Source organism: Nioella sp. MMSF_3534 (assembly GCF_030732985.1).
Taxonomy (GTDB): domain Bacteria; phylum Pseudomonadota; class Alphaproteobacteria; order Rhodobacterales; family Rhodobacteraceae; genus Nioella.
This window is the reverse complement of the sequence record NZ_JASHJX010000017.1, coordinates 1-22,409: the sequence shown is the minus strand read 5'-3', so window position 1 is coordinate 22,409 and position 22,409 is coordinate 1. Positions and strand designations below refer to the sequence as shown.

The window sequence follows — 22,409 nt, the reverse complement described above, 5'->3', positions numbered from 1 at the left end:
GGGGCGGCGATCAGCTGTCGTAGTCGATAGCGTGGCGCAGAAGGTTTTCGTATTCCAGTGCCTTGCCGGTGCCAAGCGCCACGCAGTTGAGGCTTTCATCGGCCACGGAAATGGCCAGCCCGGTCTGTTCGCGCAGGGCGAGATCCAGCTCGCCAAGCAGCGCGCCACCCCCGGTCAGCATCACGCCGCGATCCACGATATCGGCGGCAAGGTCGGGCGGGGTGGCTTCCAGCGCGCCCATCACCGCCTCGCAGATCTGCTGCACGGGTTCGGCAAGCGCCTCGGCCACCTGGGCCTGGCTGATCTCGGTTTCCTTGGGCACGCCGTTCAGAAGGTCGCGGCCCCGGATCTGCATCGACGCGCCGCGCCCGTCATCGGGCATGCGGGCGGTGCCGATCGAGGTCTTGATGCGTTCCGCCGTGGCCTCGCCGATCAGCAGGTTCTGCTGGCGGCGCAGGTAGCTGATGATCGCCTCGTCCATGCGGTCGCCCCCGACGCGGACAGATCGGGCGTAAACGATATCGGCCAGCGACAGAACCGCCACCTCGGTCGTCCCGCCGCCGATATCGACGACCATCGACCCGGTCGGGTCGGTGATCGGCATGCCCGCGCCGATGGCCGCCGCAATGGGTTCCGCGATCAGGCCGGCCTTGCGCGCGCCGGCGGACAGCACGGATTGGCGAATGGCGCGTTTTTCCACCGGGGTCGCGCCGTGGGGTACGCAGACGATGATCTTGGGCTTGGTGAAGGTGGTGCGCTTGTGAACCTTGCGGATGAAATGCTTGATCATCTCTTCGGCCACGTCGAAATCGGCGATCACCCCTTCGCGCATGGGCCGGATCGCCTGGATGCTGCCCGGCGTCCGGCCAAGCATCAGCTTGGCGTCTTCGCCAAAGGCCAGCGCCTTCTTGACCCCGTCCTTGATCTGATAGGCCACAACGGAAGGTTCGTTCAGGACCACGCCCTTGCCCTTGACGTAGACCAGCGTGTTCGCGGTGCCCAGGTCGATGGCCATGTCCGCGGAAAAGAGGCTGCCGAAAAGTCCGAACATGGTTGAGGAGATCCTGCTTCTATGCGCGCGATGTGGTTTATTGGCACCTGCGAGAGACTCGGGCGCAATCGGCCCCGCAGACCGCATCGCATATAGGCCGGTGGGGTAGGGCAGGTAAAGGCTTGCTTTGAAAGAAATCAGCGCATTTCCGCCGTAGGCCGTCCAGAGATGGCCATGAATAATTCCACATTTCGGGACAATGAAAGCAAACTTGGGCCCTAGGGGTGAACCCCGATCTTGAGCAGACATGGATGAATCGAGGATCATGGCAGTCATGACCGCGTCCCGGCATTTGCAGATACCCTCCGCCAGCACGGCAGGAGGCCTCAGGAACGGGGGCATCGACGCCGCCCGGCTGGTGCTGGCGTTGATGGTCGTCATGGCCCATTGCGCCAGCCTTCAGGCGGTCAGCCCGGCGGCGCATTTCTATTTCAACAATGGCTTTGCGCGGGTGATCGTGCCGTTCTTCCTGCTGACCACGGGCTATTTCTTTGACCGGCAGATGGCGAAGGGTATTGGCGCCTGGGTCTGGCGCGTGATGCGCGTCTACCTGGGCTGGAGCCTCGTCTTTCTGCCCTTCATCCTGTTCTATCAGGAAATCAGCCTGTACCGGCTTGGATTGACGCTGTTCTTCGGTTTCTTCCACCTGTGGTACCTTCCGGCGCTGATCGGTGGGATGATCCTGCTTCATGCCGCACGGAACCTGTCCGACGGGGTGCTTATGACGCTGGCGGCGGTTCTGTTCTGCATCGGTGGGACGGTGCAATATGCCGAGAACATCTTCCTTGACCTGTCCGCGATGCGGAATCCCTATGACCTTCTGGTTCTGACACGGAATTTCCTGTTCTACGGCTTTCCCTTCCTTGCGCTTGGCCTGCTGATCGCGCGGGGGCGGTTGCTGGCCGGGATCGGCCCGAGACGGCGTTTTGCGTTCCTGCTTCTGGCGGTGGCGATGATGATCGTCGAAACCACGCTGGAATATCGCAGCCTGGATCCCGATGGCTTCTATGACCTCACCTTTTCAGCCTTCGTGCTGACGCCGGTTCTGTTTGTATCGGTCCGCGATCTGCCCCTGTCCCTGCCGGGGTTCGACCCCCGGCGAATCTCGATGGTCGTCTATCTCAGTCATCCGCTGTACCTGCTGCCGTTGCGCGAGTTGACGGGATGGGGACCGGTGCCGCTGACGATTGGCACTTTTGCCCTGACCTTCGCCCTTGCACCTGTCTGGATGTGGATCGGGCAGCGCCTTCGAATTCTGCCCTGACCGCGCAAAAAGCTGCTGCGGTATTCGCATCTCTGTGCCACCGTTCCATAACGGTAAGGCAGGAGCGACAGGCGCATGACCCAGGAAACCGGGAAGCTGAGGGTGGGGGACAGGGTTGCCGTTGCGCCGGATATTGCGGCTGGCATGGCGGTCAGCCTGTTTCGGGCCGCCGGGGCCGCGCCAGATGTTGCGCGCGAGGTGGCCGATCATCTGGTCGAGGCGGATCAATGCGGCGTCGAATCCCATGGCATCGTGCGGGTGCTGCAATACACGCGGGAGATGCTGGATGGCACGCTCGACCCCAGGGCGCGGCCAGAGATCCTGCGGCAAGAGGGCGGGCGGCTGACGGTTCAGGCCCATGGCGGCATAGGCATTCCCGCGATGCGGATCGCGCATGAACTGGCCGCAGAGGCGGCGCTGGACCATGGGCTGTCTGCCGTGGGCGTTCTTGGGGCGGGTCATACCGGGCGGCTTGGGGCGTTCGGTGAGATCGCGGCGCGGCGTGGCTGCCTGTCCATTGCGCTTGGCGGCGGCAACCGCAAACGTTGGCGCATGGTGGCCCCCTATGGCGGGCGCGAGGCGCTGTTGCCGACAAACCCGTTCTGCATCGCCATGCCGGGCGGGGACCGTGGCCCGGTGGTGATCGACATCGCCACCTCGCAGGCGGCGGGGGGCTGGATTTACGCCGCGCGGGCCGCCGGGGTGGACCTGCCCGAGGGGCTGATCGTCGACCGCAACGGCGCGCCGTCCTGCAACCCGGAGGATTATTTCAACGGCGGGGCGATCCTGCCCAAGGGCGGGCCTTTGGGCTACGGTTTGGCGCTGATCGCGGAACTGGTGGGCGAGGCGATGCTGGGGCCGGTCCTGAAGGGCGAGATCAACTGGCTGGTGCTGGCATTGGATTGCCGCCGCTACCACGAAGCCCCGGCGATGCAGGCGGTGGCGGAAGAAATTCTGGCGGAAATCCGGGTGTCTGCCCCCGCCGAAGGGCGCGGGCCGGTGCAGGTTCCGGGTGAGCGGGAGCGCGACCTTTGCGCCGCCGCGCAGGGAAAGCCGCTGATGGTGCCAGGCAGGATCTGGGCCGCGATCGAAGAGATGGCGCGAGAGATCGGCGCGGAGAGATGAAAACGGCCGCCTTTGTGGGGCGGCCGCTTCGGTGATCAGTTCACGTCCTTGTAGGAGACTTCGCGCTTGTCACTGCCTTCGCCCAGCTTCTCGCGCCGGACGATCAGGCGGTTCAATGCGTTGACGTAGGCCTTGACGCTGGCCACCACGGTATCGGTATCCGCCGATTGCCCGGTGGCGATGCGCCCGTCTTCCTCGATCCGGACGGTCACGGTGGCCTGCGCGTCCATGCCCTCGGTCACGGCACTGACCTGATAGAGCTGCAAGGCCGCCTCGTTCGGGTAGAGCGCCTTTACCGCATTGAAGGCCGCGTCAACCGGGCCGTCGCCCTGCGCAGTGGCCTGTTTGTCGGCATCGCCCACCCGCAAAGTGATGTCAGCGGACTGGGGCGCCTCGGTGCCGCAGATCACGCGCAGGAATTTCAGTTCCAGATGATCCTCGGTGCCCGCAGCGGCGGCATCGGTGACCAGCGCGATCAGGTCATCGTCAAAAACCTCTTTCTTGCGGTCGGCAAGCGCCTTGAACCGCACGAAGAGATCGTTGAGCTGGTTGTCGACCATGTCGAAGCCCAAATCCTTGAGCTTGGCGCGCAGCGCGGCGCGGCCCGAATGCTTGCCCAAAGGCAGTGAGGTCCCGGCAAGGCCCACATCCTCTGGCCGCATGATCTCGAACGTATCGGCGCTTTTCAGCATCCCGTCCTGGTGGATGCCGCTTTCATGGGCGAAGGCGTTCTTACCGACGATGGCCTTGTTGGGTTGCACGGCGAAGCCCGACACGGTCGAGACCCGGCGCGAGATATGCATGATCTTGCGGGTGTCGATATTGGTGTGCCACGGCATGATGTCATGGCGGACCTTGAGCGCCATAACGACCTCTTCCAGCGCGGTGTTGCCCGCGCGTTCGCCCAGACCGTTGATCGTGCATTCGATCTGCCGCGCGCCCCCTGCCACGGCCCCGAGCGCGTTGGCCGTCGCCATGCCAAGGTCATTGTGGCAATGGGTGGCGAAGATCACCTCGTCAGCACCCGGAACCTCGGCGATCAGGCGGCGGATCAGGTCAGCCGATTCCACCGGCGCGGTATAGCCCACGGTGTCGGGGATGTTGATCGTGGTGGCGCCCGCCTTGATGGCGATCTCCACCACGCGGCGCAGGTAGTCCCATTCCGTCCGGGTCGCGTCCATCGGCGACCACTGCACGTTGTCGCAGAGATTGCGGGCGTGGGTCACGGTTTCATGGATGCGGTCGGCCATTTCGTCCATGGTCAGGTTCGGTATGGCGCGGTGCTGGGGCGAGGTGCCGATGAAGGTGTGGATGCGCGGGGAAACGGCGTGTTTCACGGCCTCCCAACAGCGGTCGATATCCTTGTAATTGGCGCGCGCGAGGCCGCAGATCGTGGCGGATTTCGCGAGCTTGGCAATCTCGGACACGGCGGCGAAATCGCCTTCCGAGGCAATGGGAAAGCCCGCCTCGATGATGTCGACGCCCATCTCGTCCAGAAGCGCTGCGATCTCCAGCTTCTCATCATGGCTCATGGTGGCGCCGGGCGACTGTTCGCCGTCACGCAAGGTAGTGTCGAAGATCAACACGCGATCTTTGTCGATGGTCATGGGGGTATCCTTGGTCTTAGCCTGAATGTCTTGTGTCGTTTCGGCGCTGGTTCCCCCCTGAGCGGTCGCGCCGAAAGGCACGCTCAGAGGCGGCTAAGGAGAAGAAGAGCGCACAGGTCTAGGCCGCCCGTGGGGGCGGTCAGGGTCTTGATATGGCCGTGCGTCGTCATGGGGCGCATATTACGTGCGGGAAACGGGATGGAAACCCCCATTTTGCTTTGTTGGAGGAGGATCGGCTGTCACCGTTGGCAAAAGCCGCGCGGCGACGGGCCGCGGTGCGGCGAGCCAACGGTTGAGCGGCGGCGCTTTATGCCTGCCACATTCGTGAAAGATCAGATCGGGGCACCAAGCCCCACCAAATCGCCGTGCCGGGGGGCGGCCCGTCGATGCGCGGCGGCCTTTGGCCTTGATTCCGCGCGGGCCCGATCCTCAGCGGGCACATCGACGGGATCCACGTCGCACATGCACCGACTCGAATTCGGTTGAAAGAGCGATGACGAACCCAATTGTAGCTGACGCTCAGCCCCCTCAGACCAGCCCCAGTTCCGCGTCCGTTGCGATCCGGTCGTACTTGTCCTTGGGGGGCATCGGGCGGTCGGGCCAGTCCGGCGTGAAGGTGAAGCTGGAGACCTCCCGCCCCTCGGGCAGCGCGCCATTCCCCGCCCCGATGGCGTAGTCGTAGTAGAGTTTCACGATCTCGTCATAGGACACCTGCTGCGCGGCGGGGTGGGCGAGGCAGGCGTCGCGCCAGCGGCGGACGCGGGCGAAGCGGGGCTCATCGGGAATCTCGAAGCCTTCGTAATAGTCGAGAAACCAGAAGCGCATCATCATCGGGGTGAAGACCAGTTCGGCCAGCCCGAAATCGTCGAACAGCCACAGACCGCCGGGATTGTGATGGTCGAGGAAATCCGACAGCCACGCGTAGTGGTCCAGCATCTTGGTGCGAAAATCGTCGGTCTTCGCCCGGTCGCGGTTCATCACCATCATGTAGCCGGTCATGGTGAAGGGCCCTTCGCGGGTGATCATCATGCGTTCGATGGCGCGCTCGAACGGGTCTGTGCGCGCCACGGGCGTATCGGCAAACCGCTCCTCCACGTAGCGCATGATGACGAGGCTTTCCTTCAGGATGCGCCCATCCTCGGTTTCCAGAACCGGCAGCGCGGTGGTGCCGCGCGTCTTGGCCAGAAGCGCCGGGTCGCGGGGTTTGGTGATGTCCACAACGCGGAATTCCACCGCGTCGCGCAGGCCTTTCAGCTCCAGCAGGATTTCGATGCGCTGCGAAAAGGGGCAGACGGGGATGTGGTAGATGATGGGTTTGGTCATGGGCGCGTCCTTTTCCGGTTTGGCCAGAATGCCGGGGCAGGGCGCGTTTGACCAGAGCCATGGGCGCATTAGCTCCCGTCTCATGACACGGGAAAGAACACTCATCATCGGCGCCTCGGGCGGGATCGGCGCGGCATTGGCGGCGGCGCTGGAACCGCGCGGCGAGGTCGTGCGCCTGTCGCGCAGCGCGGACGGGCTGGACCTGACGGACGAGGCCAGCATTGCGCGGGTTCTGGGCGCGCAGGAGGGCACGTTCGACCGGGTTCTGGTCACAACGGGTGCCTTGCAGATCGACGGGGTGGGGCCGGAAAAGAGCATCCGCGCGCTGGATCCCGCCGACATGGCCGCACAGTTCGCGTTGAACGCAATCGGTCCGGCGTTGGTGCTGAAACACCTGTTGCCACTTGTGCCGCGCGACCGGCGGTCCGTGGTCGCCGTTTTGTCGGCGCGGGTGGGGTCTATCGGGGACAACCGGCTTGGCGGCTGGATCAGCTACCGCGCGGCGAAGGCGGCGGTGAACCAGATCCTTCGGACCTCGGCCATCGAATACGGGCGGCTGCGCAAGCAGGCGATCCTTGTGTCGTTGCATCCGGGCACGGTGCAGACTCGGCTGACCGGCCCTTACCTGGCACGGCACGGATCGGTGACGCCCGAGGAGGCCGCACAGAACCTCATCCGGGTGATCGACGGGCTGTCGCCCGCTGACAGCGGTCAGTTCTTCGATTGGGCGGGCAAGGCGGTGCCGTGGTGAGCCCGCGCCTTGTGCTGGTTCTGGGCGATCAGCTGACGCCCACGGTGGCGGCGCTGAAGGCGGCTGACAAGGCGCGCGATGTGGTGGTGATGGCAGAGGTCGCGGCGGAAACGAACTATGTCCCGCACCACCCCAAGAAGATCGCGTTCCTGTTCGCGTCCATGCGCAAATTCGCGGCCCGGTTGCAGGCCGATGGCTGGCACATCGCCTATACGCGGCTGGATGATCCGGACAATGCGGGGTCCATCGGAGGGGAGTTGCTGCGGCGAGCGGCGGAGTTCGGGGCGACCAAAGTGCTGGCCACGGAACCCGGCGAATGGCGGCTGATCGAGGCGCTGCGGGATCATCCTGTGACGGTGCGGATGCTGGAGGATGACCGGTTCCTCTGCACCCATGCGGAATTCGAGACGTGGGCCAAGGGTCGCAAGGCGCTGCGGATGGAGTTCTTCTACCGCGAGATGCGGCGCAAGACGGGCCTGCTGATGGAGGGCGACCAGCCCGAGGGCGGGCAGTGGAACTTTGACCACGACAACCGCAAGGGGCCGCCGAAGGGACTCTCCGGCACGCTGCCGCCCCGGTTCGAACCCGATGACGTGACGGAGGAGGTGCTGACCCTCGTCGAGGCGCGGTTCGGCCATCATTTCGGCGACCTGCGGCCCTTCTGGTTCGCCACCGATCCCGTGCAGGCGGAGCAGGCGCTCGACCATTTCATCGCCCATGCCCTGCCGAAGTTCGGTGACTATCAGGATGCGATGGTGACCGGGCAGGACTTCCTCTTTCATTCGGTCCTGTCGGTCTACATCAATGCCGGGCTGCTCGACCCGCTGGAGGTCTGCCGCCGGGCGGAAACCGCCTATCGCGTGGGTGACGCTCCGCTGAACGCTGTGGAGGGCTTCATCCGCCAGATCATCGGCTGGCGTGAATTCGTGCGCGGGATCTATTTTCACGAGGGGCCGGGCTATGCGCGCCGCAACGCGCTGGACCATAGCCGCAAACTGCCCCCGGTCTACTGGGGCGGCGAGACCGGGATGCGCTGCATGAAAGAGGCGGTCGGCGTCACCCGGCGAGAGGCCTACGCCCACCACATCCAGCGGCTGATGGTAACGGGCAATTTCGCCCTGCTGGCCGGGATCGACCCGGCAGAGGTGCATGAGTGGTATCTGGCCGTCTATGCCGACGCCTATGAATGGGTGGAGGCCCCCAATACCGTGGGGATGAGCCAGTTTGCCGATGGCGGTGTTGTCGGGTCGAAACCCTATGTGTCATCGGGCAACTACATCGACCGGATGTCGGACTACTGCAAGACCTGCGACTATGGCGTGAAGATCAAGACCGGCCCGGATGCCTGCCCGTTCAACCTGCTCTATTGGCACTTCCTGATCCGCCACCGCGACAGGTTTTCTCAGAACCCGCGCATGGCCCAGATGTATCGCACCTGGGATCGGATGGCGGACGACCGCCGCGCACAGGTACTTGCCGACGCCGATGCACTTCTGGAGCGTCTGGACGAGGGTCAGCCTGTCTGAACCCGCCCTGCCTACTGCGTCTCGGAATCCTCAGTCGCGTCGGCATCACCGGTGGCTTCCGACGGCGGTTCGGGGGTGTCGGTTGCCTCGTCAGGCGCATCTGCTGCGTCATCCTCTGCGGTCTCTTCCGTGACCAACCGGCCCTCTTCCCACATGCCTTGCACGACGCGCGCTTCCTGATCCTCGGTGGCGGCGTAGGTCATGGTGCCCGCACCCTGCCGCGTGCCGTTCACGAAGCGGCCCTGATAGACATCGCCATTGGCATAGGTGGCGCGGCCGGTGCCGTTGATCTCTCCGCCCTGCCATTCGCCGGTATAGGTGAAGCCGTCGGGCATGGTCAGCGTGCCCTCGCCCTCGCGCTGGCCCGCGACGAAGCCGCCCTCGTAGACGGTGCCATCGGCATAGGTGGCGATCCCCTGCCCGTGGCGCAGCCCGTCGGCCCAGGCCCCTTCGTAGCGGTAGCCGTCGGTATAGGTCATGACGCCCTGCCCGTGCTGGCGGGCATTCAGGAACTGGCCCTCATAGACCAGCCCGTTGGCATAGCGCGCGACACCGAAGCCCTGAATCACCCCTTCGACCCATTCGCCGTCATAGGTGGACTCGTCTTCATAGGTGATCATCCCGCGCCCATGGGCGAGATCGTTGCGGAACGCGCCTTCGTAGACAGAGCCATCGGGATAGGTGACGCGCCCCGTTCCCTCGATCCGCCCGTCGATCCACTGGCCGACATAGAGATAGCCGTCAGCGCCCCGGAATTCGCCCTGCCCATGGCGGCGGTCATTGGCAAAGGCGCCTTCGTAGCGATCGCCATTGGCATAGCGCACCACACCCTGCCCCTGCCGCTGGCCGTTCACAAGCTGGCCTTCGTAGACATCGCCATTGGGTTGCGTCAGCGTGCCGGTGCCGTTGATCTGGCCCGCCTGCCACTGGCCTTCGTAGATGACGCCATCGGGCATCTCCAGCCGGCCCTGACCCTGACGCTGGCCGTTCTCGAAATTGCCCTCATACACCGCGCCATCGGGGTAGGTGATGCGGCCCGCGCCCTGTTTCAGCCCGTTCACCCACTGGCCTTCGTAGCGATAGCCGTTGGGGCTATCCATCGTGCCGGTGCCGTGGTGAAGCGCATTGCGGAAGCCGCCCTCGTAGCGCACGCCATTGGCATAGAGCGCGACGCCCTGACCGTTGATGCGCCCCTCGGACCATTCGCCCTCATAGGTCGAGCCGTCAGCAAAGGTGATCGAGCCGAAGCCATGGGGTCGCCCCTCGGCAAAGGCGCCTTCATAGATCGAGCCATCGGGGAACACCGCGCGGCCCTGACCGCGAATTTCACCATCGACCCATTCGCCGGTATATTCATAGCCATTGGGCAGGCGGTAGGTGCCGGTCCCATGCTGGACCCCGTTGCGGAACGTGCCTTCGTAGATCCCGCCACCTTCATACATGTGGATCTCGACCTCACCGCTCTCTTGCGCCCAAGCGGCACCGGACAGCAACAGCGCCGTGCTGCCTGCCATGAAAACGCGGTGTAGGAAGCCCTTACCTGCTTGGCCCACCATGTGCCCCCTTTGAGGTTTTCGTTGCCCGTGTCGCCGGTAAACCTAGTGGAGGGGGATTAACCTCGCAATGTCTTTTGGTCCGGGTGACTTGGCGGCGGGCGGTGATCTGCTAAAAGGCGGCTTGATACCGACCCGAGGCGAGGCCCCATGTCCGACAGATTCCGAGTAACGCTCGCGCAGCTCAACGCCACCGTCGGTGCGCTGGAGGCCAATGCCGCCAAGGCCCGCGCCGCGTGGGAAACGGCCAAGGCCGCGGGGGCGGACCTGATCGCCTTCCCGGAAATGTTCGTCACCGGCTACCAGTTGCAGGATCTGGTGCGCAAACCCGCCTTCGCCGCCGACGTGGCCCGCGTGGTGGAACAGCTTGCGCAGGATTGCGCCGATGGTCCCGCGATTGGAATCGGCGGTCCCTGGCCCGGCGGGGACAAGCCCTTCAACGCCTATTTCATCCTTCAGGGCGGCAAGGTGCAGGCGACGGTGCTGAAACATCACCTGCCCAATTACAACGTCTTCGACGAGAAACGCTACTACCACGCGGGCGAGATGCAGGGGCCGGTTCAGGTGGGCCCGGTGCGCATCGGCTTCCCGATCTGCGAGGATTGCTGGTTCGAGGATGTCTGCGAAACGCTGGAAGAAACCGGGGCCGAGATTCTGATTTCCCCCAACGGCTCCCCCTATCATCGCGGCAAGATGAACATTCGTCAGGCGGTGACCGTGGCGCGCGTGATCGAGACCGGGTTGCCGCTGGCCTATCTCAACCTCACCGGCGCGCAGGATGACCAGATCTTCGACGGGGCCAGTTTCGTTCTGAACCCCGGCGGGGCGCTTGCCGTGCAGATGCCCTTCATGGACGAGGTTCTGACCCATGTGGATTTCGAGCGCGGCGATGAAGGCTGGCGCGCGGTCGAGGGTGAAAAGGCCCACCTTCCCGATGAATGGGAGGCCGACTACCGCTGCATGGTCGAATCGGTGCGCGATTACCTCGGTAAAACCGGTTTCAAACAGGTGCTGCTCGGGCTGTCGGGCGGCATCGATTCCGCCATCGTGGCAACCATTGCCGCCGATGCGCTCGGGCCTGAAAACGTCCGCTGCGTGATGATGCCGTCGGAATATACCTCGACCGAGTCCCTAGAAGACGCTGCTGCCGTGGCACAGGCGCTTGGCACGCGGCTCGACACGGTCCCAATCTCCGGCCCCCGCGCCGCGATGACCGAGGCGCTTGCCCCCCTCTTCGCGGGAACAGACCCGGATCTGACCGAGGAAAACATCCAGTCCCGCCTGCGCGGCGTGATCCTTATGGCGCTGTCGAACAAGTTCGGGGAAATGCTGCTGACCACCGGCAACAAGTCCGAGGTCGCCGTGGGCTATGCCACGATCTATGGCGACATGGCGGGCGGCTACAACCCGATCAAGGACATGTACAAGACCCGCGTCTTCGAGACCTGCCGCTGGCGCAACGCCAATCACCGCCCATGGATGCTGGCGCCCGCGGGCGAGGTCATTCCGCCCCGCGTCATCGACAAGCCCCCGACCGCCGAACTGCGCGAAGACCAGAAGGACGAGGACAGCCTGCCCCCCTATGAAGTGCTCGACGTGATCCTGGAGATGCTGATCGACAAGGAAGCCTCGGTCGCCGATGTCGTCGCCATGGGCTACGACCGCGACACGGTGAAAAAGGTCGAAAGCCTGATCTACATCTCGGAATACAAGCGCTTTCAGTCCGCCCCCGGCGCGCGCCTGACCGAACGCGCCTTCTGGCTCGACCGCCGCTATCCCATCGTCAACCGCTGGCGCGACCCGAGCTGAGCCCTTTCAGCTTGGCCCAAATACCTCGGGGGAGTCGCCGCCAGGCGACGGGGGCAGCGCCCCATTCTTTCTCTTAAGCCAATCATCGCGCGGCGCAGCCGCGCGCGGGTCGACGTGCCGAAGGCACGGCGAAAAACCCGTCGCAATCTGTCTCTCCGGTCGCAAATCGGCGCGACGGATCACGCGATATCTGCCACCCGCGGGGATCACTATTCGGACTTCCCCCTCCCATGATCCAGATCCACTCCGTCACCGCCGCCTTCACCGCCGAAGACTGCGCCCGCATCACCGCCATGGCCGATGCCGCTCCTGCTCAGGACGCGGGCCTGACCCGCAATGCCACCGATCACGACCTGCGCCGGGCCGATCTGGTCTGGCTCGACGAGGTGGCAGAGGCCGATTGGGTGATGGACCGGATCATCGCGCTCGTGCGCGAGGCAAACCGACAGGTCTACGGCTATGACCTGACCGATTTCTCTGAATCCGCGCAGGTCGCCCGCTACAGCGCTGACCGGCAGGGACATTTCGACTGGCATTCCGATATCGGTGACGGACGGCTGGCATCCAAGCGCAAGCTGACCATGGTGGTGCAATTGTCGGAGCCGTCCTCCTACACCGGCGGCAAGCTGGAACTGATGCCGGGCGCGGGCACGGTCATCGCGGACATGTCGCAGGGCAGCGCGACCCTGTTTCCGTCCTTCGTTCTGCACCGGGTCACACCTGTGACCGAGGGCGAGCGCAAGTCACTCACCATCTGGTGCCACGGACCTGCCTTTCGCTAGCCGTCGATGATGTTGCGCGGGCCTGCCCCGCGCGCGCCCTTCTCGTCATCGGGATTATACAGCGCACAACTCTTCAGGCTCAGGCAGCCGCAGCCGATACAGCCGTCGAGCTTGTCGCGGGTGCGTTGCAGTTGGTCGATCCGCTGGTCCAGAACCGTGCGAAACCGGCGGCTGATGCGTTCCCAATCGGCCTTGGTCGGTGTGCGCCCCTCTGGCAGCTTGGCCATTTCCTCGCGGATCTCGTTCAGCGAAAACCCCAGTTCCTGTGCGATCTTCACGAAACTCAGCCTACGGATGTCGGACCGCCGGAACTGCCGCTGACCGGCGGCGGTGCGGATCGGATGAACCAGCCCTTCGGCCTCGTAATAGCGGATGGCGGACACGGCCATGCCGGTGCGCTCGGCAATCCGGCCAATGGGCAGCATGTCTCCGGGGCGGCGCATGAAAAGAAATCCCTTGAGCTAAAGTGAACTTTAGCAATTACACCATGAAACCGGAAAGCGAATCAACCGTGAAGGAGACCCGATATGACCGCAGCTTTTCTGGAACATGTGAACGTGACCGTCAGCGACCCGCAGAAAGTGGCGGACCTGTTGGTCGATCTCTTCGGCTGGCGCATCCGCTGGCAGGGCGAGGGCAAGGGCGGCGGGCTGTCCATCCATGTGGGCAACGAGGACAGCTATGTCGTGGCCTATAGCCAGGGCGGCCAGATGAAGGCCCCCGACCGCTATCGCACGCCGGGCGGGCTGAACCATATCGGTGTGGTGGTCGAGGATCTCGATGCCGTTGAGGAAAAGGTGACAGCCGCAGGCTACACGCCCTTCAACCACGGCGACTACGAACCCGGCCGCCGCTTCTACTTCGACGGGCCGGACAATATCGAGATCGAGGTGGTCAGCTACGCCTGACCCTTCGCTGGCGGGCCATCTGCTGCTACTCTCCCGTGGCAGGAGGCCCGCCCATGCCGAAGGCAGAGAACAAGACCACGGTCACGCCCGTCGACCCCGCCGACTTCATTGCGGCGCTTCAGCATCCGACCCGCCGCGCAGATGCTGAAGCGCTGGACAAGCTCTTTCGCCGCGTAACAGGGTTTCAACCCTGCATGTGGGGACCGACAATCATCGGCTACGGGCAGTATCACTACATCTATGACAGCGGGCGCGAGGGCGATTTTCTGGCCACCGGTTTCAGCCCCCGCAAGGCCAATCTGTCGATCTACATCATGCCGGGTTATGCGGATTTCGGGGCGACCCTCGACCGGCTCGGGAAGCACAGGATCGGCAAATCCTGCCTCTATGTGAACAAACTGGCCGATATCGACCTCGACGTGCTTGAGGAACTGATTCGCGCGGGGCTGAACGACCTTGGACAGCGGTGGCCGGTAGAACCGACCTAGCGAAGCAGGCTGTCGTCCGCGATCATGCAGGGCATCGGGCGCGAGGACAGGCCGGTCAGCACGACTTGCCCCGCAGGGGTGATCCCCAGATCAATGGTGCCCTCCGCACTGCGTCCGCCATAAACCACGTTTTGCGCGGCGGTGTCTCGCGTCAGCAGCGCATAGCCGGGGGATATCCAGATCATCGCCGGGTCGGTGTCGAAACGGGTCAGATGGAACGGGCGCGCGTATTCCGGGCAGAGCAGATCGACCGGTCCGCGCGCCAGCCCCTCGCGTTCGCCGTTCAGATAGGCCCCCTCCAGCAGCTCCGCAACATGGCGGGCAGCAATGGGCAGCATGCAGGCAGTTGGGATATCGGTTCCAAGACAGGCATCGAGTTCGAGATAAACCATCTCGGCGCGCAGCCCGAGCGCGGCCCAGGTGCCGGGATGCAGACCGGGCGTTTCGCGAACCTCAGCTATCAGCGCCTCCATCTCCAGAGTAACGGCTCGGGTCAGCGGGTCGGCACAGGCCTCGGACCAGAAGGCGCGGGGCGATTGAGTGCAGGGGTCGGCCAGGGCCGCGCCGGTCATCAGGAAAAGGCAGAACAGAATACGCATGCGGTCAGCTTGCGCGCCGCGCCGCGCGGGTCAAGCATTACTCCCACCACGGGTCAATCTCGGCGATATCCGCGTCGGACCAGCCGAAGTGATGGGCAAGCTCATGCACAAGCACATGGCCAATCAGGTGGCCAAGCGGGATATCGCCCCGATCTGCCCATTCCTCCAGAATCGCCCGGCGAAAGAGCCAGATCACATCCGGCCCCATCGGTTGATCCATCACCGATTTTTCGGTCAGCGGGATGCCTTCATAGAGCCCGGTCAGCTCATACGGGTTCTCGATCTCCAACGCGTCCAGCATCTCGTCGCTGGCGAAATCCTCGACCCTCAGCGCCACCTGCATGGCCGCGCGGCGATAGGGCTCCGGCAACGCCTGTCGCGCGGCCTCGGCCATCGCCTCGAACGCAGCGAGGTCAGGGGGCATGCAGGAGGTCCAGTCGGTCATAGCCCCCTTTTGCGGCACGACACGGGCCTTGGAAAGAGGTCAGGACATGAACTGCCCCTGTTCCGGCACCCACCGGAACCCGTCGCCAGCCGCCTCGACGAAGCCGAGTGCAGGGAAGGGCATGTGGTAGCCTATGGCAGGGATGCGGTCGGCGGCGATCATGCCAAGCACGCGGCGGCGGCTTTCGGCGGCCATTTCCTTGTCCATGTCAAAGCGCACCTCCCAATCCGGGCGGGCCAGCGACCAGACGGGGTGATTGGCGAGATCGGCAAACAGCATCAGCCGCGCGCCGTCGCTTTCGATGTGATAGCCCATGTGGCCGGGCGTATGACCTTGGGCAGCGACCGAGGTGATGCCGGTCACCACGTCCTGATCCGCCTCGAGGAAGGCCATGTTTTCAGCCAGCGGGCGCACCTTGCCTTCAAAGCCTTCGTTGCCTGACATGTCCCAATGGTCGAATTCGGCCCGTCCCGTCACATAGCGGGCATTGGGGAAGGTCGGGGTCGCGCCATCGGACAACCCGCCGATATGGTCGCCATGCATATGGGTGATCACGACGATATCCACCTGATCGGGGCTGTAGCCCGCCGCAGAAAGCGCCCCGGTGATGCCATCAGGGTTGAGGCCGGTGTCGAACAGGATGACCTCTGCCCCTGTATTCACCACAACCGGCGTAAAGAAGAACTGCGAGACCTCGGTCGAGAGGAAATTCGCGGCGCTGACCTCGGCGAATTCCTCGGGCGAGACATTGGTACCGAAAATGCCTTGCGGATTCTCGCGCGGGGTTGTTCCGGCCAGCAGGGTGGTCACCTCGAACGATCCGAGTGTAAATCGTCGGTGCTGTGCGAAAGAGGCCCCCATGGCGGGGGCCTCGGCCTGCGCGGTGCGGGCCGCAGCGGTGCCGATAAGCGGCGCGGCCAGCGAGATGGACAGAAGCGAGCGACGGTTCAGGCGGGACATGCGGCAAACTCCTCTTTGGCGTGTACCACTGGGAAGATAGAACAAATTCGGCCCCCTGGCGCTTCGTCACGCAAACTTGATACCAGGGGGGCGGGCGGCAAAGAGACCACTTGCCGAAGGCATTGCCCTGCGAATACTTGCGCCATGACACCCAAGCTGATCACCACGATGCAAAGCTATAGCGGGCCGCTGTTTCTGCGCGACCTTGCGGCGGGTGTGACCGTGGCCATGGTGGCCCTGCCGCTCAGCCTCGCCATCGCGATTGCCTCCGGGGCCGATCCTGCGACGGGGCTGATCACGGCGATTGTCGGGGGCTTTCTGATCTCGCTTCTGGGCGGCAGCCGCGTGCAGATCGGCGGGCCGACCGGGGCGTTCATTGTCGTCGTTTACGGGGTCATTGCCGCGCATGGATTTGACGGGCTGGTGCTGGCAACGCTGATGGCGGGTGTGATGCTGGTTGTGGCGGGGTTTCTGCGCGCCGGACGCCTGATCGCTTATGTGCCGGAACCGGTGATCCACGGGTTTACCATTGGCATCGCGGTGATCATTGCGGTCAGCCAGCTGAAGGATTTCATGGGGCTGGAGATGGCCGAGGTCCCGGCGGAATTCTTTGAGAAGCTGCACGAAATGTGGATCGCCCGCGACAGCCTTAACACCGCGTCGCTGGCGATCGGCGGGGTGACCATGGGTCTGATTGTGGTGCTGCGCCGGATGTTTCCGCGCCTTCCCGGCCTGATCGTGGCGGTTGCGGTCACCTCGGCTTTGGTCGCCTTTTTGGATCTGCCGGTCGACACGATCCGGTCCCGCTTCGGGGATCTGCCCTCTACCCTGCCGGTGCCGCATCTGCCGGAGATGACCTATGATCGGGTGATCGAACTTCTGCCCTCCGCCTTCATTATCGCCTTTCTGGCCGGGGTCGAATCGCTGCTGTCCGCGATGGTGGCCGATCGCATGATCGGCAGTCGCCACCGATCCAATGCCGAGGTTCTGGCGCAGGGATTTGCCAATATCGGCTCGGCTCTCTTCGGCGGCCTGCCCGCCACTGGGGCGATTGCGCGGACGGCGACCAATGTGCGGGCCGGGGGCAAGACCCCCGTGGCGGGGTTGATCCATGCATTGACGATCCTTCTGGTGATGCTGGTCGCCGCGCCCCTTGCGGGATACCTCGCGATGCCCGCGCTTGCCGGGCTGCTGCTGTTGACCGCCTGGAACATGAGCGAGCCGCAACATTGGCGCGCCCATGCGACCCTGCCGCGCGCGGATCTGTTCCTGCTGCTGCTTACGCTTGTTCTGACCGTTCTGGCCGATCTGACCATTGCCATCGGGGTCGGTGTGGCCTGCGGCCTTGCCCTGCGCCTCAATCGCCGGAATGCGCCGCCGGCCGACTGGACACCGCGCGACAGGTAAGCAGCTTTCCATGGACATTCGCGCGCGTGTGTGAAACAGCATCGCCCCGATCCGAAGGAGTCCGAGACCCATGACCGTCACCCGTTTCGCCCCGTCCCCCACCGGGTATCTGCATGTCGGGAACCTGCGCACAGCGCTGTTCAATTTCCTGATCGCCAAGAAGGCCGGGGGGCAGTTCATCCTGCGCCTTGATGATACCGACCCGGAGCGGTCCAAGCAGGAATATGCGGATCAGATCCAGCGTGATCTGGAGTGGCTGGGGCTGACCTGGGACCGGATCGAGAAACAGTCGGAGCGGCTGGACCGCTACGCCGCCGCCGCCGATGAGCTGCGCGAGAAGGGCCGGTTCTACGAGGCGTGGGAAACGCCCACGGAACTGGATCTCAAGCGCAAGAAGCAGCTCAATATGGGCCAGCCGCCGGTCTATGACCGCGCCGCGCTGAAGCTGTCGGACGAGGAAAAGGACGCGATGCGGGCCGAGCGCGGGCAGGGTGTCTGGCGCTTCAAGCTGAACCATGAACGGATCGAGTGGACCGACGGTATCCTTGGCGATCTGTCGATTGATGCGGCCTCTGTCTCTGACCCGGTGCTGATCCGGCAGGATGGGCAGGTGCTTTATACCATCGCGTCGGTGGTGGATGATACCGATATGGGCGTGACCCATGTGGTGCGCGGGTCCGACCACGTGACCAACACCGCGACGCAGATCCAGATCATGGAAGCGCTCGGATTCAGCGCGCCGTCCTTCGCGCACCATTCGCTGCTGACCGGCCCGCAGGGGGAGGCGCTGTCCAAACGCCTCGGCACGCTGGCGCTGAAGGATCTGCGCGAAAACGGGGTGGAGCCGATGGCGCTTCTGTCCCACATGGCGCGGCTCGGCTCCTCTCAACCGATTGAGCTGTGCGAGACGCTGGACCAACTGGCGGAAGGCTTCGACCTCAACCATTTCGGGTCCGCGCCCACCAAGTTCGACGTGGACGATCTCTACCCGCTGACCGCGCGCTATCTGCACACGCAGCCCCTGTCGGCCGTGGCCGATCAGGTCGCGGAAATCGGCGTGCCTGACGATCTGGCAGAGACCTTCTGGAACGTCGCCCGCGCCAACATCACCACCCGCCACGACATCGCGGGCTGGTGGCACCTGTTCCGCGACGGGGCGACGCCTCTGGTCGCTGATGAGGATCGGGAATTCGTGGCAGAGGCCTTCGACATGCTGCCCGAACCGCCCTATTCCGCCGACACCTGGAAAAGCTGGACCGACGCGGTGAAAGAGGCCACGGGCCGCAAGGGCAAGGGCCTCTTCATGCCGCTTCGCAAGGCGGTGACGGGGCTGGAGCGGGGGCCGGAAATGGCCGACGTGATGCAGCTTCTGCAGAAGAAGCCGGCGCTCTGACCTAGCCTGCGGGAACGCGAATGGTGCAGGTGCCGGGGGCAAAGGCTCCGTTGCCGTTCCAGTCGCCGGTCCAGGTGCCATTGCGGTCGCGGGCGGCATCGCGGCAGACGGGGCGGGCCTGTGCCACGTGCAGCAGCGGCATGACCTCGACCGTGATATTGCGCATCGCGGGCGCATCGAAGCGGCATTCGTAGAGGAAATAATCCACGTTGCGGACGCTGCCACGGCTTGTGGCGCCTTCCTCATCGGCCAGCATGTTGCAGAGGATGAGGGCCTCTGCCTCGTACAGGGCCTCGATATTGACCCGACGGATTTCGGCGGAGGCTGTGGCGGTAGAAAGGGTCAGGGCGATTGCGGCGGTGGTGAGCATGGTGCGGAACATCGGGGTTCTCCTGGACTGGTGTTTCGTTGAGATCACCATGCCCGCCAACCTGCACGATAGCCCTGGGGTTGATCCCCCATTGGCTATACTCAGCCGAGGCCCGAGAATGCATCTGTAGTGCGCTCAGTTGACATCCAGGTGGGCAAAAGCCTGCTCCTATGATTACTCGTTCATGCTGGTGACTGCGCTGAAGTAGCTATTTGCTACCGACCCTATTCAAGAAGAACTCAAAGAGTCCGATCGAAACTGACTCTATCTCCGATCGCAATTCTTCTAGATTCTGCAGCGTAAATCTATTTTCGGCCTTCATGGCATACCGATCAGCGGCATGAATAGCTAGTTTGGCTCCGTTGGGCTCATTCTTATTATGTATCACTTCAAGCAGTAACTGCCTGTAGCTGTCGACGTGCACCGCGTAAAGCGCACTATTATCCCCGACTCGCCAGCTCCAGAGGTCATGCTGAACACGATTTCGTTGGCAGCGCACTTTGTCCATCCGTTCGAGAAGCTCAATCAGCGAAGCTAGGTCATCATCATTCAGTCTGGTGCATGCAAACTTCCTTGCCTTGTCCGTAAGACGCTGTGCCCCGTCCTTGCCAAGCTGCTGAATTGCTTGTTCTGGTGTTGTTTCGAGCAATTCTGCGTACACGCATCCGAGATGCCCCTCTGCAAAAGCCCAAGCGGCTGAGACTTCGCCCATCTTGGCCGCGAAGTCTGGCACCCCATTTAGAACTCGGGCACTTGTCTCAAAATACAGAGAACCGTCATCGTCGCGTATCTGAACCCCTATCGACATTCCATCAACTCCATGGCTACTTGAACTTGTCTTGTAGTGGGCCGCTATTTGAGGCGATGATGCAACCACGAGTTTCGAGTTATTGCAGGCGAACGTCCACTATGGCCAAACTTGCCAGCAACTAATTCCGGTCACTCAAGAATGGTCTTTCCCCGAAATGTGAAAAGGAAGTTCCCTCAGTTCTCCGCGCCCCAAGAAAATAACGCCCCGGCAGGGTGACCGGGGCGCGCGCGTCATGGAAAATGGCTTGGGAGGAAAGAGGGGATCAGCGGATCTGGCAGACGGACATCTCGTTCCAGACCGTGGTCCACCAATGGCCCGTCCATTCGGCCCCGTGGGAATGGGCGATGGCGGGGCAGACCTGTTCGGCGTGCTGCTGGTTCCAGATCGGGCCTGCCTCGACGGTGCGGGCGGGCATCTGGATCTGGCAGACCGACATTTCATTCGGGACGGTCGTCCACCAATGGCCGGTCCATTCGCCGCCATGAGCCTGGGCAACGGCAGGGCAGACCTGGTTGGCGTGGCCTTGGTTCCAGATCGGGCCGGCCTCGATGTTCTCGGCAAAGGCGGGCAGGGCGGCAGAGGTTGCGGCGAGGGTCAGGGCGATGGCGGTGCGGTGAAGGATGGTCATGGGTCTGTCTCCGGTTTGGGTGCTGTTGCTGTCTGACACCCTTATGCCCGGCTGCATCCCGCGATGCCGTAGGGTGAATCCCCCAATCGCGCCGGTCTGACAGAGCTATGTGCAGAATTACGGAATGGCGGTGATGCACCCGCCGTGGCAGAAACGCGGGATGGCACAATCAAACGCGGTCTTCCTTCAGGGCAATCTGTTCCGTCACATCTCGGTCATGTCGCTGACGGCATCCCTGGGGCTGATGGCGGTCTTCCTTGTCGATTTCGTCGACATGATCTTCATCTCGATGCTGGGGAAAGCCGAACTCGCTGCTGCCGTTGGCTATGCAGGCGCGATCCTGTTCTTCACCTCGTCCTTCGGGATCGGCATGTCGATTGCGGCGGGCGCGCTCGTTGCGCGGGCGCTCGGCGGCGGGGATGAGAGCGGTGCGCGGATGAAAGCAACGACGGCGCTGAGCTATGGGTTTGCCTTTGGTGCGGTCTTCGCTGCGATTGTGTGGGTCAATCTGGGGTTCCTCGTGACATTGATGGGGGCAACCGGCGAGACGCATGATCTGGCGGTCGGCTATTTGCAGATCATCATCCCGAGCCTTCCGTTGCTGCTGATCGGCATGGTCGGCGGTGCGATCCTGCGGGCCCATGGCGCGGCGCGGCGGGCGATGTATGCGACCATCATCGGCGGGTTGGTGAACGCGGTTCTGGACCCGATCCTGATCTTCGGTCTGGACCTGGAACTGACCGGCGCGGCGCTGGCCAGCGTGGCGGCGCGGGTGTCGATCGCCGCTGCGGCGCTCTATCCGATCCTGCGCCACTATGGTGGTTTCGCGCGCCCGACCAGAGACGAATTTACAAGCGATTTCAGACCCATATTCGCGCTCGCCCTGCCCGCGATCCTGACCCAACTGGCGACGCCGGTGGGGCAGGCCTACGTGACGCGGGCGATGGCGGAGTTTGGCGAAGAAGCGGTGGCGGGCATGGCCATCGTGGGGCGCCTGATCCCGGTTGCCTTCGGGACCATCTTCGCTCTCTCCGGCGCGGTCGGGCCCATCATCGGCCAGAATTTCGGAGCACAGAACTATGACCGGGTGCGGCGGGCCTATCTGGATGGGCTGCTCTTTACCGCGCTTGTGGTGGTCGTGGTCTCGGGGCTGCTGTTCGTCTTGCGCGGACCCATCGGGGCACTGTTCGAGCTGGAGGGTCTGTCGCAGGAGATCGTCTATCTCTTCTGCGGACCGTTGGCTTTGGCGTGGTTTTTCAACGGGATGATCTTCGTCTCAAACGCCAGTTTCAACAATCTGGGCCATCCCTTTTACTCCACCTGGACCAATTGGGGCCGCCATACATTGGGAACGATTCCCTTCGTGATGCTGTTTGCCGCATGGTTCGGCGCGGCGGGGGTTCTGATCGGTCAGGCGGTTGGCGGGGTCATGTTCGGGCTGTGGTCGGGATGGCTGGCGATGCGGGTCATTGCGCGCCAGGATCCGCCGAGCGAACCGCGCCCGTTCCAGCGCCAGGCCCGGCTGACGCAGCTGTTCAACTTCCGCCGGTAGGGGCAAAAACACCCCGGTGCCCCCCGTGCACCATGCGTACACCCCCCGTACACCCCC

General features: G+C 63.7%; 22 protein-coding genes. 11 read left to right on the top strand and 11 right to left on the bottom strand.

Translation table 11 applies throughout. From position 1 onward, the window contains the following. Positions 1-10: 10 nt before the first annotated feature. Entirely contained in the window at positions 11-1,051 is a 1,041-nt protein-coding gene (locus RBB16_RS08990) for a rod shape-determining protein (protein WP_071689319.1), read from the bottom strand. A 265-nt stretch (positions 1,052-1,316) separates the two neighbouring features. Between RBB16_RS08990 and RBB16_RS08985 the strand changes: the two genes are divergently transcribed. Together RBB16_RS08985 and RBB16_RS08980 are read left to right on the top strand one after the other, a co-directional pair. Further along, positions 1,317-2,315: an acyltransferase family protein gene (locus RBB16_RS08985; protein WP_306045844.1), complete on the top strand. Its 999-nt coding sequence runs from the start codon at positions 1,317-1,319 to the stop codon at positions 2,313-2,315. Between the two features lie 75 nt (positions 2,316-2,390). Further along, the gene (locus RBB16_RS08980) at positions 2,391-3,440 is read left to right on the top strand and encodes an Ldh family oxidoreductase (RefSeq protein ID WP_306045843.1); all 1,050 of its coding nucleotides are present in this window, start codon (positions 2,391-2,393) and stop codon (positions 3,438-3,440) included. A 35-nt stretch (positions 3,441-3,475) separates the two neighbouring features. Here RBB16_RS08980 and RBB16_RS08975 read toward each other — a convergent pair whose 3' ends face one another. Both RBB16_RS08975 and RBB16_RS08970 read right to left on the bottom strand, forming a co-directional pair. Further along, a complete protein-coding gene (locus RBB16_RS08975) occupies positions 3,476-5,047 on the bottom strand; it encodes a 2-isopropylmalate synthase (protein WP_306045842.1) in 1,572 nt (523 codons plus the stop codon). Between the two features lie 528 nt (positions 5,048-5,575). Further along, on the bottom strand, positions 5,576-6,370 hold the full coding sequence (locus RBB16_RS08970; protein ID WP_306045841.1) for a glutathione S-transferase family protein: 795 nt from the start codon (positions 6,368-6,370) through the stop codon (positions 5,576-5,578). Positions 6,371-6,452: 82 nt separating this feature from the next. Here RBB16_RS08970 and RBB16_RS08965 point away from each other — a divergent pair, with 82 nt between their 5' ends. Together RBB16_RS08965 and RBB16_RS08960 are read left to right on the top strand one after the other, a co-directional pair. Continuing rightward, complete coding sequence (locus RBB16_RS08965) at positions 6,453-7,121, top strand: SDR family NAD(P)-dependent oxidoreductase (protein WP_306045895.1); 669 nt, start codon at positions 6,453-6,455, stop codon at positions 7,119-7,121. After that, positions 7,118-8,647, top strand: a complete 1,530-nt coding sequence (locus tag RBB16_RS08960; protein WP_306045840.1) for a cryptochrome/photolyase family protein — start codon at positions 7,118-7,120, stop codon at positions 8,645-8,647. Before RBB16_RS08965 ends, RBB16_RS08960 begins: the two co-directional genes overlap by 4 nt. Before the next feature lie 11 nt (positions 8,648-8,658). On the opposite strand, the gene RBB16_RS08955 is transcribed toward RBB16_RS08960, so the two are convergent. After that, positions 8,659-10,203 carry a 2-isopropylmalate synthase gene (locus RBB16_RS08955; protein WP_306045839.1) on the bottom strand — a complete coding sequence of 515 codons (1,545 nt, stop codon included), beginning with the start codon at positions 10,201-10,203 and terminating at the stop codon, positions 8,659-8,661. 147 nt (positions 10,204-10,350) lie between these two features. Between RBB16_RS08955 and RBB16_RS08950 the strand changes: the two genes are divergently transcribed. Both RBB16_RS08950 and RBB16_RS08945 read left to right on the top strand, forming a co-directional pair. After that, the gene (locus RBB16_RS08950; protein WP_306045838.1) at positions 10,351-12,009 is read left to right on the top strand and encodes an NAD+ synthase; all 1,659 of its coding nucleotides are present in this window, start codon (positions 10,351-10,353) and stop codon (positions 12,007-12,009) included. A gap of 230 nt (positions 12,010-12,239) precedes the next feature. Next, positions 12,240-12,791, top strand: a complete 552-nt coding sequence (locus RBB16_RS08945; RefSeq protein WP_306045837.1) for a 2OG-Fe(II) oxygenase — start codon at positions 12,240-12,242, stop codon at positions 12,789-12,791. Here RBB16_RS08945 and soxR read toward each other — a convergent pair. Further along, positions 12,788-13,234 carry a redox-sensitive transcriptional activator SoxR gene (gene soxR / locus RBB16_RS08940; protein ID WP_306045836.1) on the bottom strand — a complete coding sequence of 149 codons (447 nt, stop codon included), beginning with the start codon at positions 13,232-13,234 and terminating at the stop codon, positions 12,788-12,790. The genes RBB16_RS08945 and soxR overlap by 4 nt on opposite strands. A gap of 84 nt (positions 13,235-13,318) precedes the next feature. Between soxR and RBB16_RS08935 the strand changes: the two genes are divergently transcribed. Both RBB16_RS08935 and RBB16_RS08930 read left to right on the top strand, forming a co-directional pair. Then, positions 13,319-13,699: a VOC family protein gene (locus RBB16_RS08935; protein ID WP_306045835.1), complete on the top strand. Its 381-nt coding sequence runs from the start codon at positions 13,319-13,321 to the stop codon at positions 13,697-13,699. A 53-nt stretch (positions 13,700-13,752) separates the two neighbouring features. Then, a complete protein-coding gene (locus tag RBB16_RS08930) occupies positions 13,753-14,187 on the top strand; it encodes a DUF1801 domain-containing protein (protein WP_306045834.1) in 435 nt (144 codons plus the stop codon). Here the strand turns inward: RBB16_RS08930 and RBB16_RS08925 are convergent. The 3 genes from RBB16_RS08925 to RBB16_RS08915 are packed head-to-tail and all read right to left on the bottom strand — an operon-like array spanning position 14,184 to position 16,191. Then, a complete protein-coding gene (locus RBB16_RS08925) occupies positions 14,184-14,786 on the bottom strand; it encodes a hypothetical protein (RefSeq protein WP_306045833.1) in 603 nt (200 codons plus the stop codon). The two genes, RBB16_RS08930 and RBB16_RS08925, sit on opposite strands and share 4 nt — an antisense overlap. A gap of 37 nt (positions 14,787-14,823) precedes the next feature. Beyond that, positions 14,824-15,231 (bottom strand): metallopeptidase family protein, encoded by a 408-nt coding sequence (locus RBB16_RS08920; RefSeq protein WP_371931227.1) that lies wholly within the window; start codon positions 15,229-15,231, stop codon positions 14,824-14,826. A gap of 39 nt (positions 15,232-15,270) precedes the next feature. After that, positions 15,271-16,191 carry an MBL fold metallo-hydrolase gene (locus RBB16_RS08915; RefSeq protein WP_306045832.1) on the bottom strand — a complete coding sequence of 307 codons (921 nt, stop codon included), beginning with the start codon at positions 16,189-16,191 and terminating at the stop codon, positions 15,271-15,273. A 144-nt stretch (positions 16,192-16,335) separates the two neighbouring features. Between RBB16_RS08915 and RBB16_RS08910 the strand changes: the two genes are divergently transcribed. Next, on the top strand, positions 16,336-17,598 hold the full coding sequence (locus tag RBB16_RS08910; protein WP_306045831.1) for a SulP family inorganic anion transporter: 1,263 nt from the start codon (positions 16,336-16,338) through the stop codon (positions 17,596-17,598). Positions 17,599-17,668: 70 nt separating this feature from the next. Beyond that, the gene (gene gltX, locus RBB16_RS08905; RefSeq protein WP_306045830.1) at positions 17,669-18,991 is read left to right on the top strand and encodes a glutamate--tRNA ligase; all 1,323 of its coding nucleotides are present in this window, start codon (positions 17,669-17,671) and stop codon (positions 18,989-18,991) included. Position 18,992: 1 nt separating this feature from the next. On the opposite strand, the gene RBB16_RS08900 is transcribed toward gltX, so the two are convergent. The 3 genes from RBB16_RS08900 to RBB16_RS08890 form a co-directional block, all read right to left on the bottom strand. After that, positions 18,993-19,373: a hypothetical protein gene (locus RBB16_RS08900; protein ID WP_306045829.1), complete on the bottom strand. Its 381-nt coding sequence runs from the start codon at positions 19,371-19,373 to the stop codon at positions 18,993-18,995. A 196-nt stretch (positions 19,374-19,569) separates the two neighbouring features. Further along, a complete protein-coding gene (locus tag RBB16_RS08895; RefSeq protein WP_306045828.1) occupies positions 19,570-20,169 on the bottom strand; it encodes a hypothetical protein in 600 nt (199 codons plus the stop codon). 265 nt (positions 20,170-20,434) lie between these two features. After that, positions 20,435-20,800 (bottom strand): mannan-binding lectin, encoded by a 366-nt coding sequence (locus RBB16_RS08890; RefSeq protein ID WP_306045827.1) that lies wholly within the window; start codon positions 20,798-20,800, stop codon positions 20,435-20,437. A 160-nt stretch (positions 20,801-20,960) separates the two neighbouring features. Here RBB16_RS08890 and RBB16_RS08885 point away from each other — a divergent pair, with 160 nt between their 5' ends. Then, entirely contained in the window at positions 20,961-22,352 is a 1,392-nt protein-coding gene (locus RBB16_RS08885) for an MATE family efflux transporter (RefSeq protein WP_306045826.1), read from the top strand. Positions 22,353-22,409 lie beyond the last annotated feature (57 nt).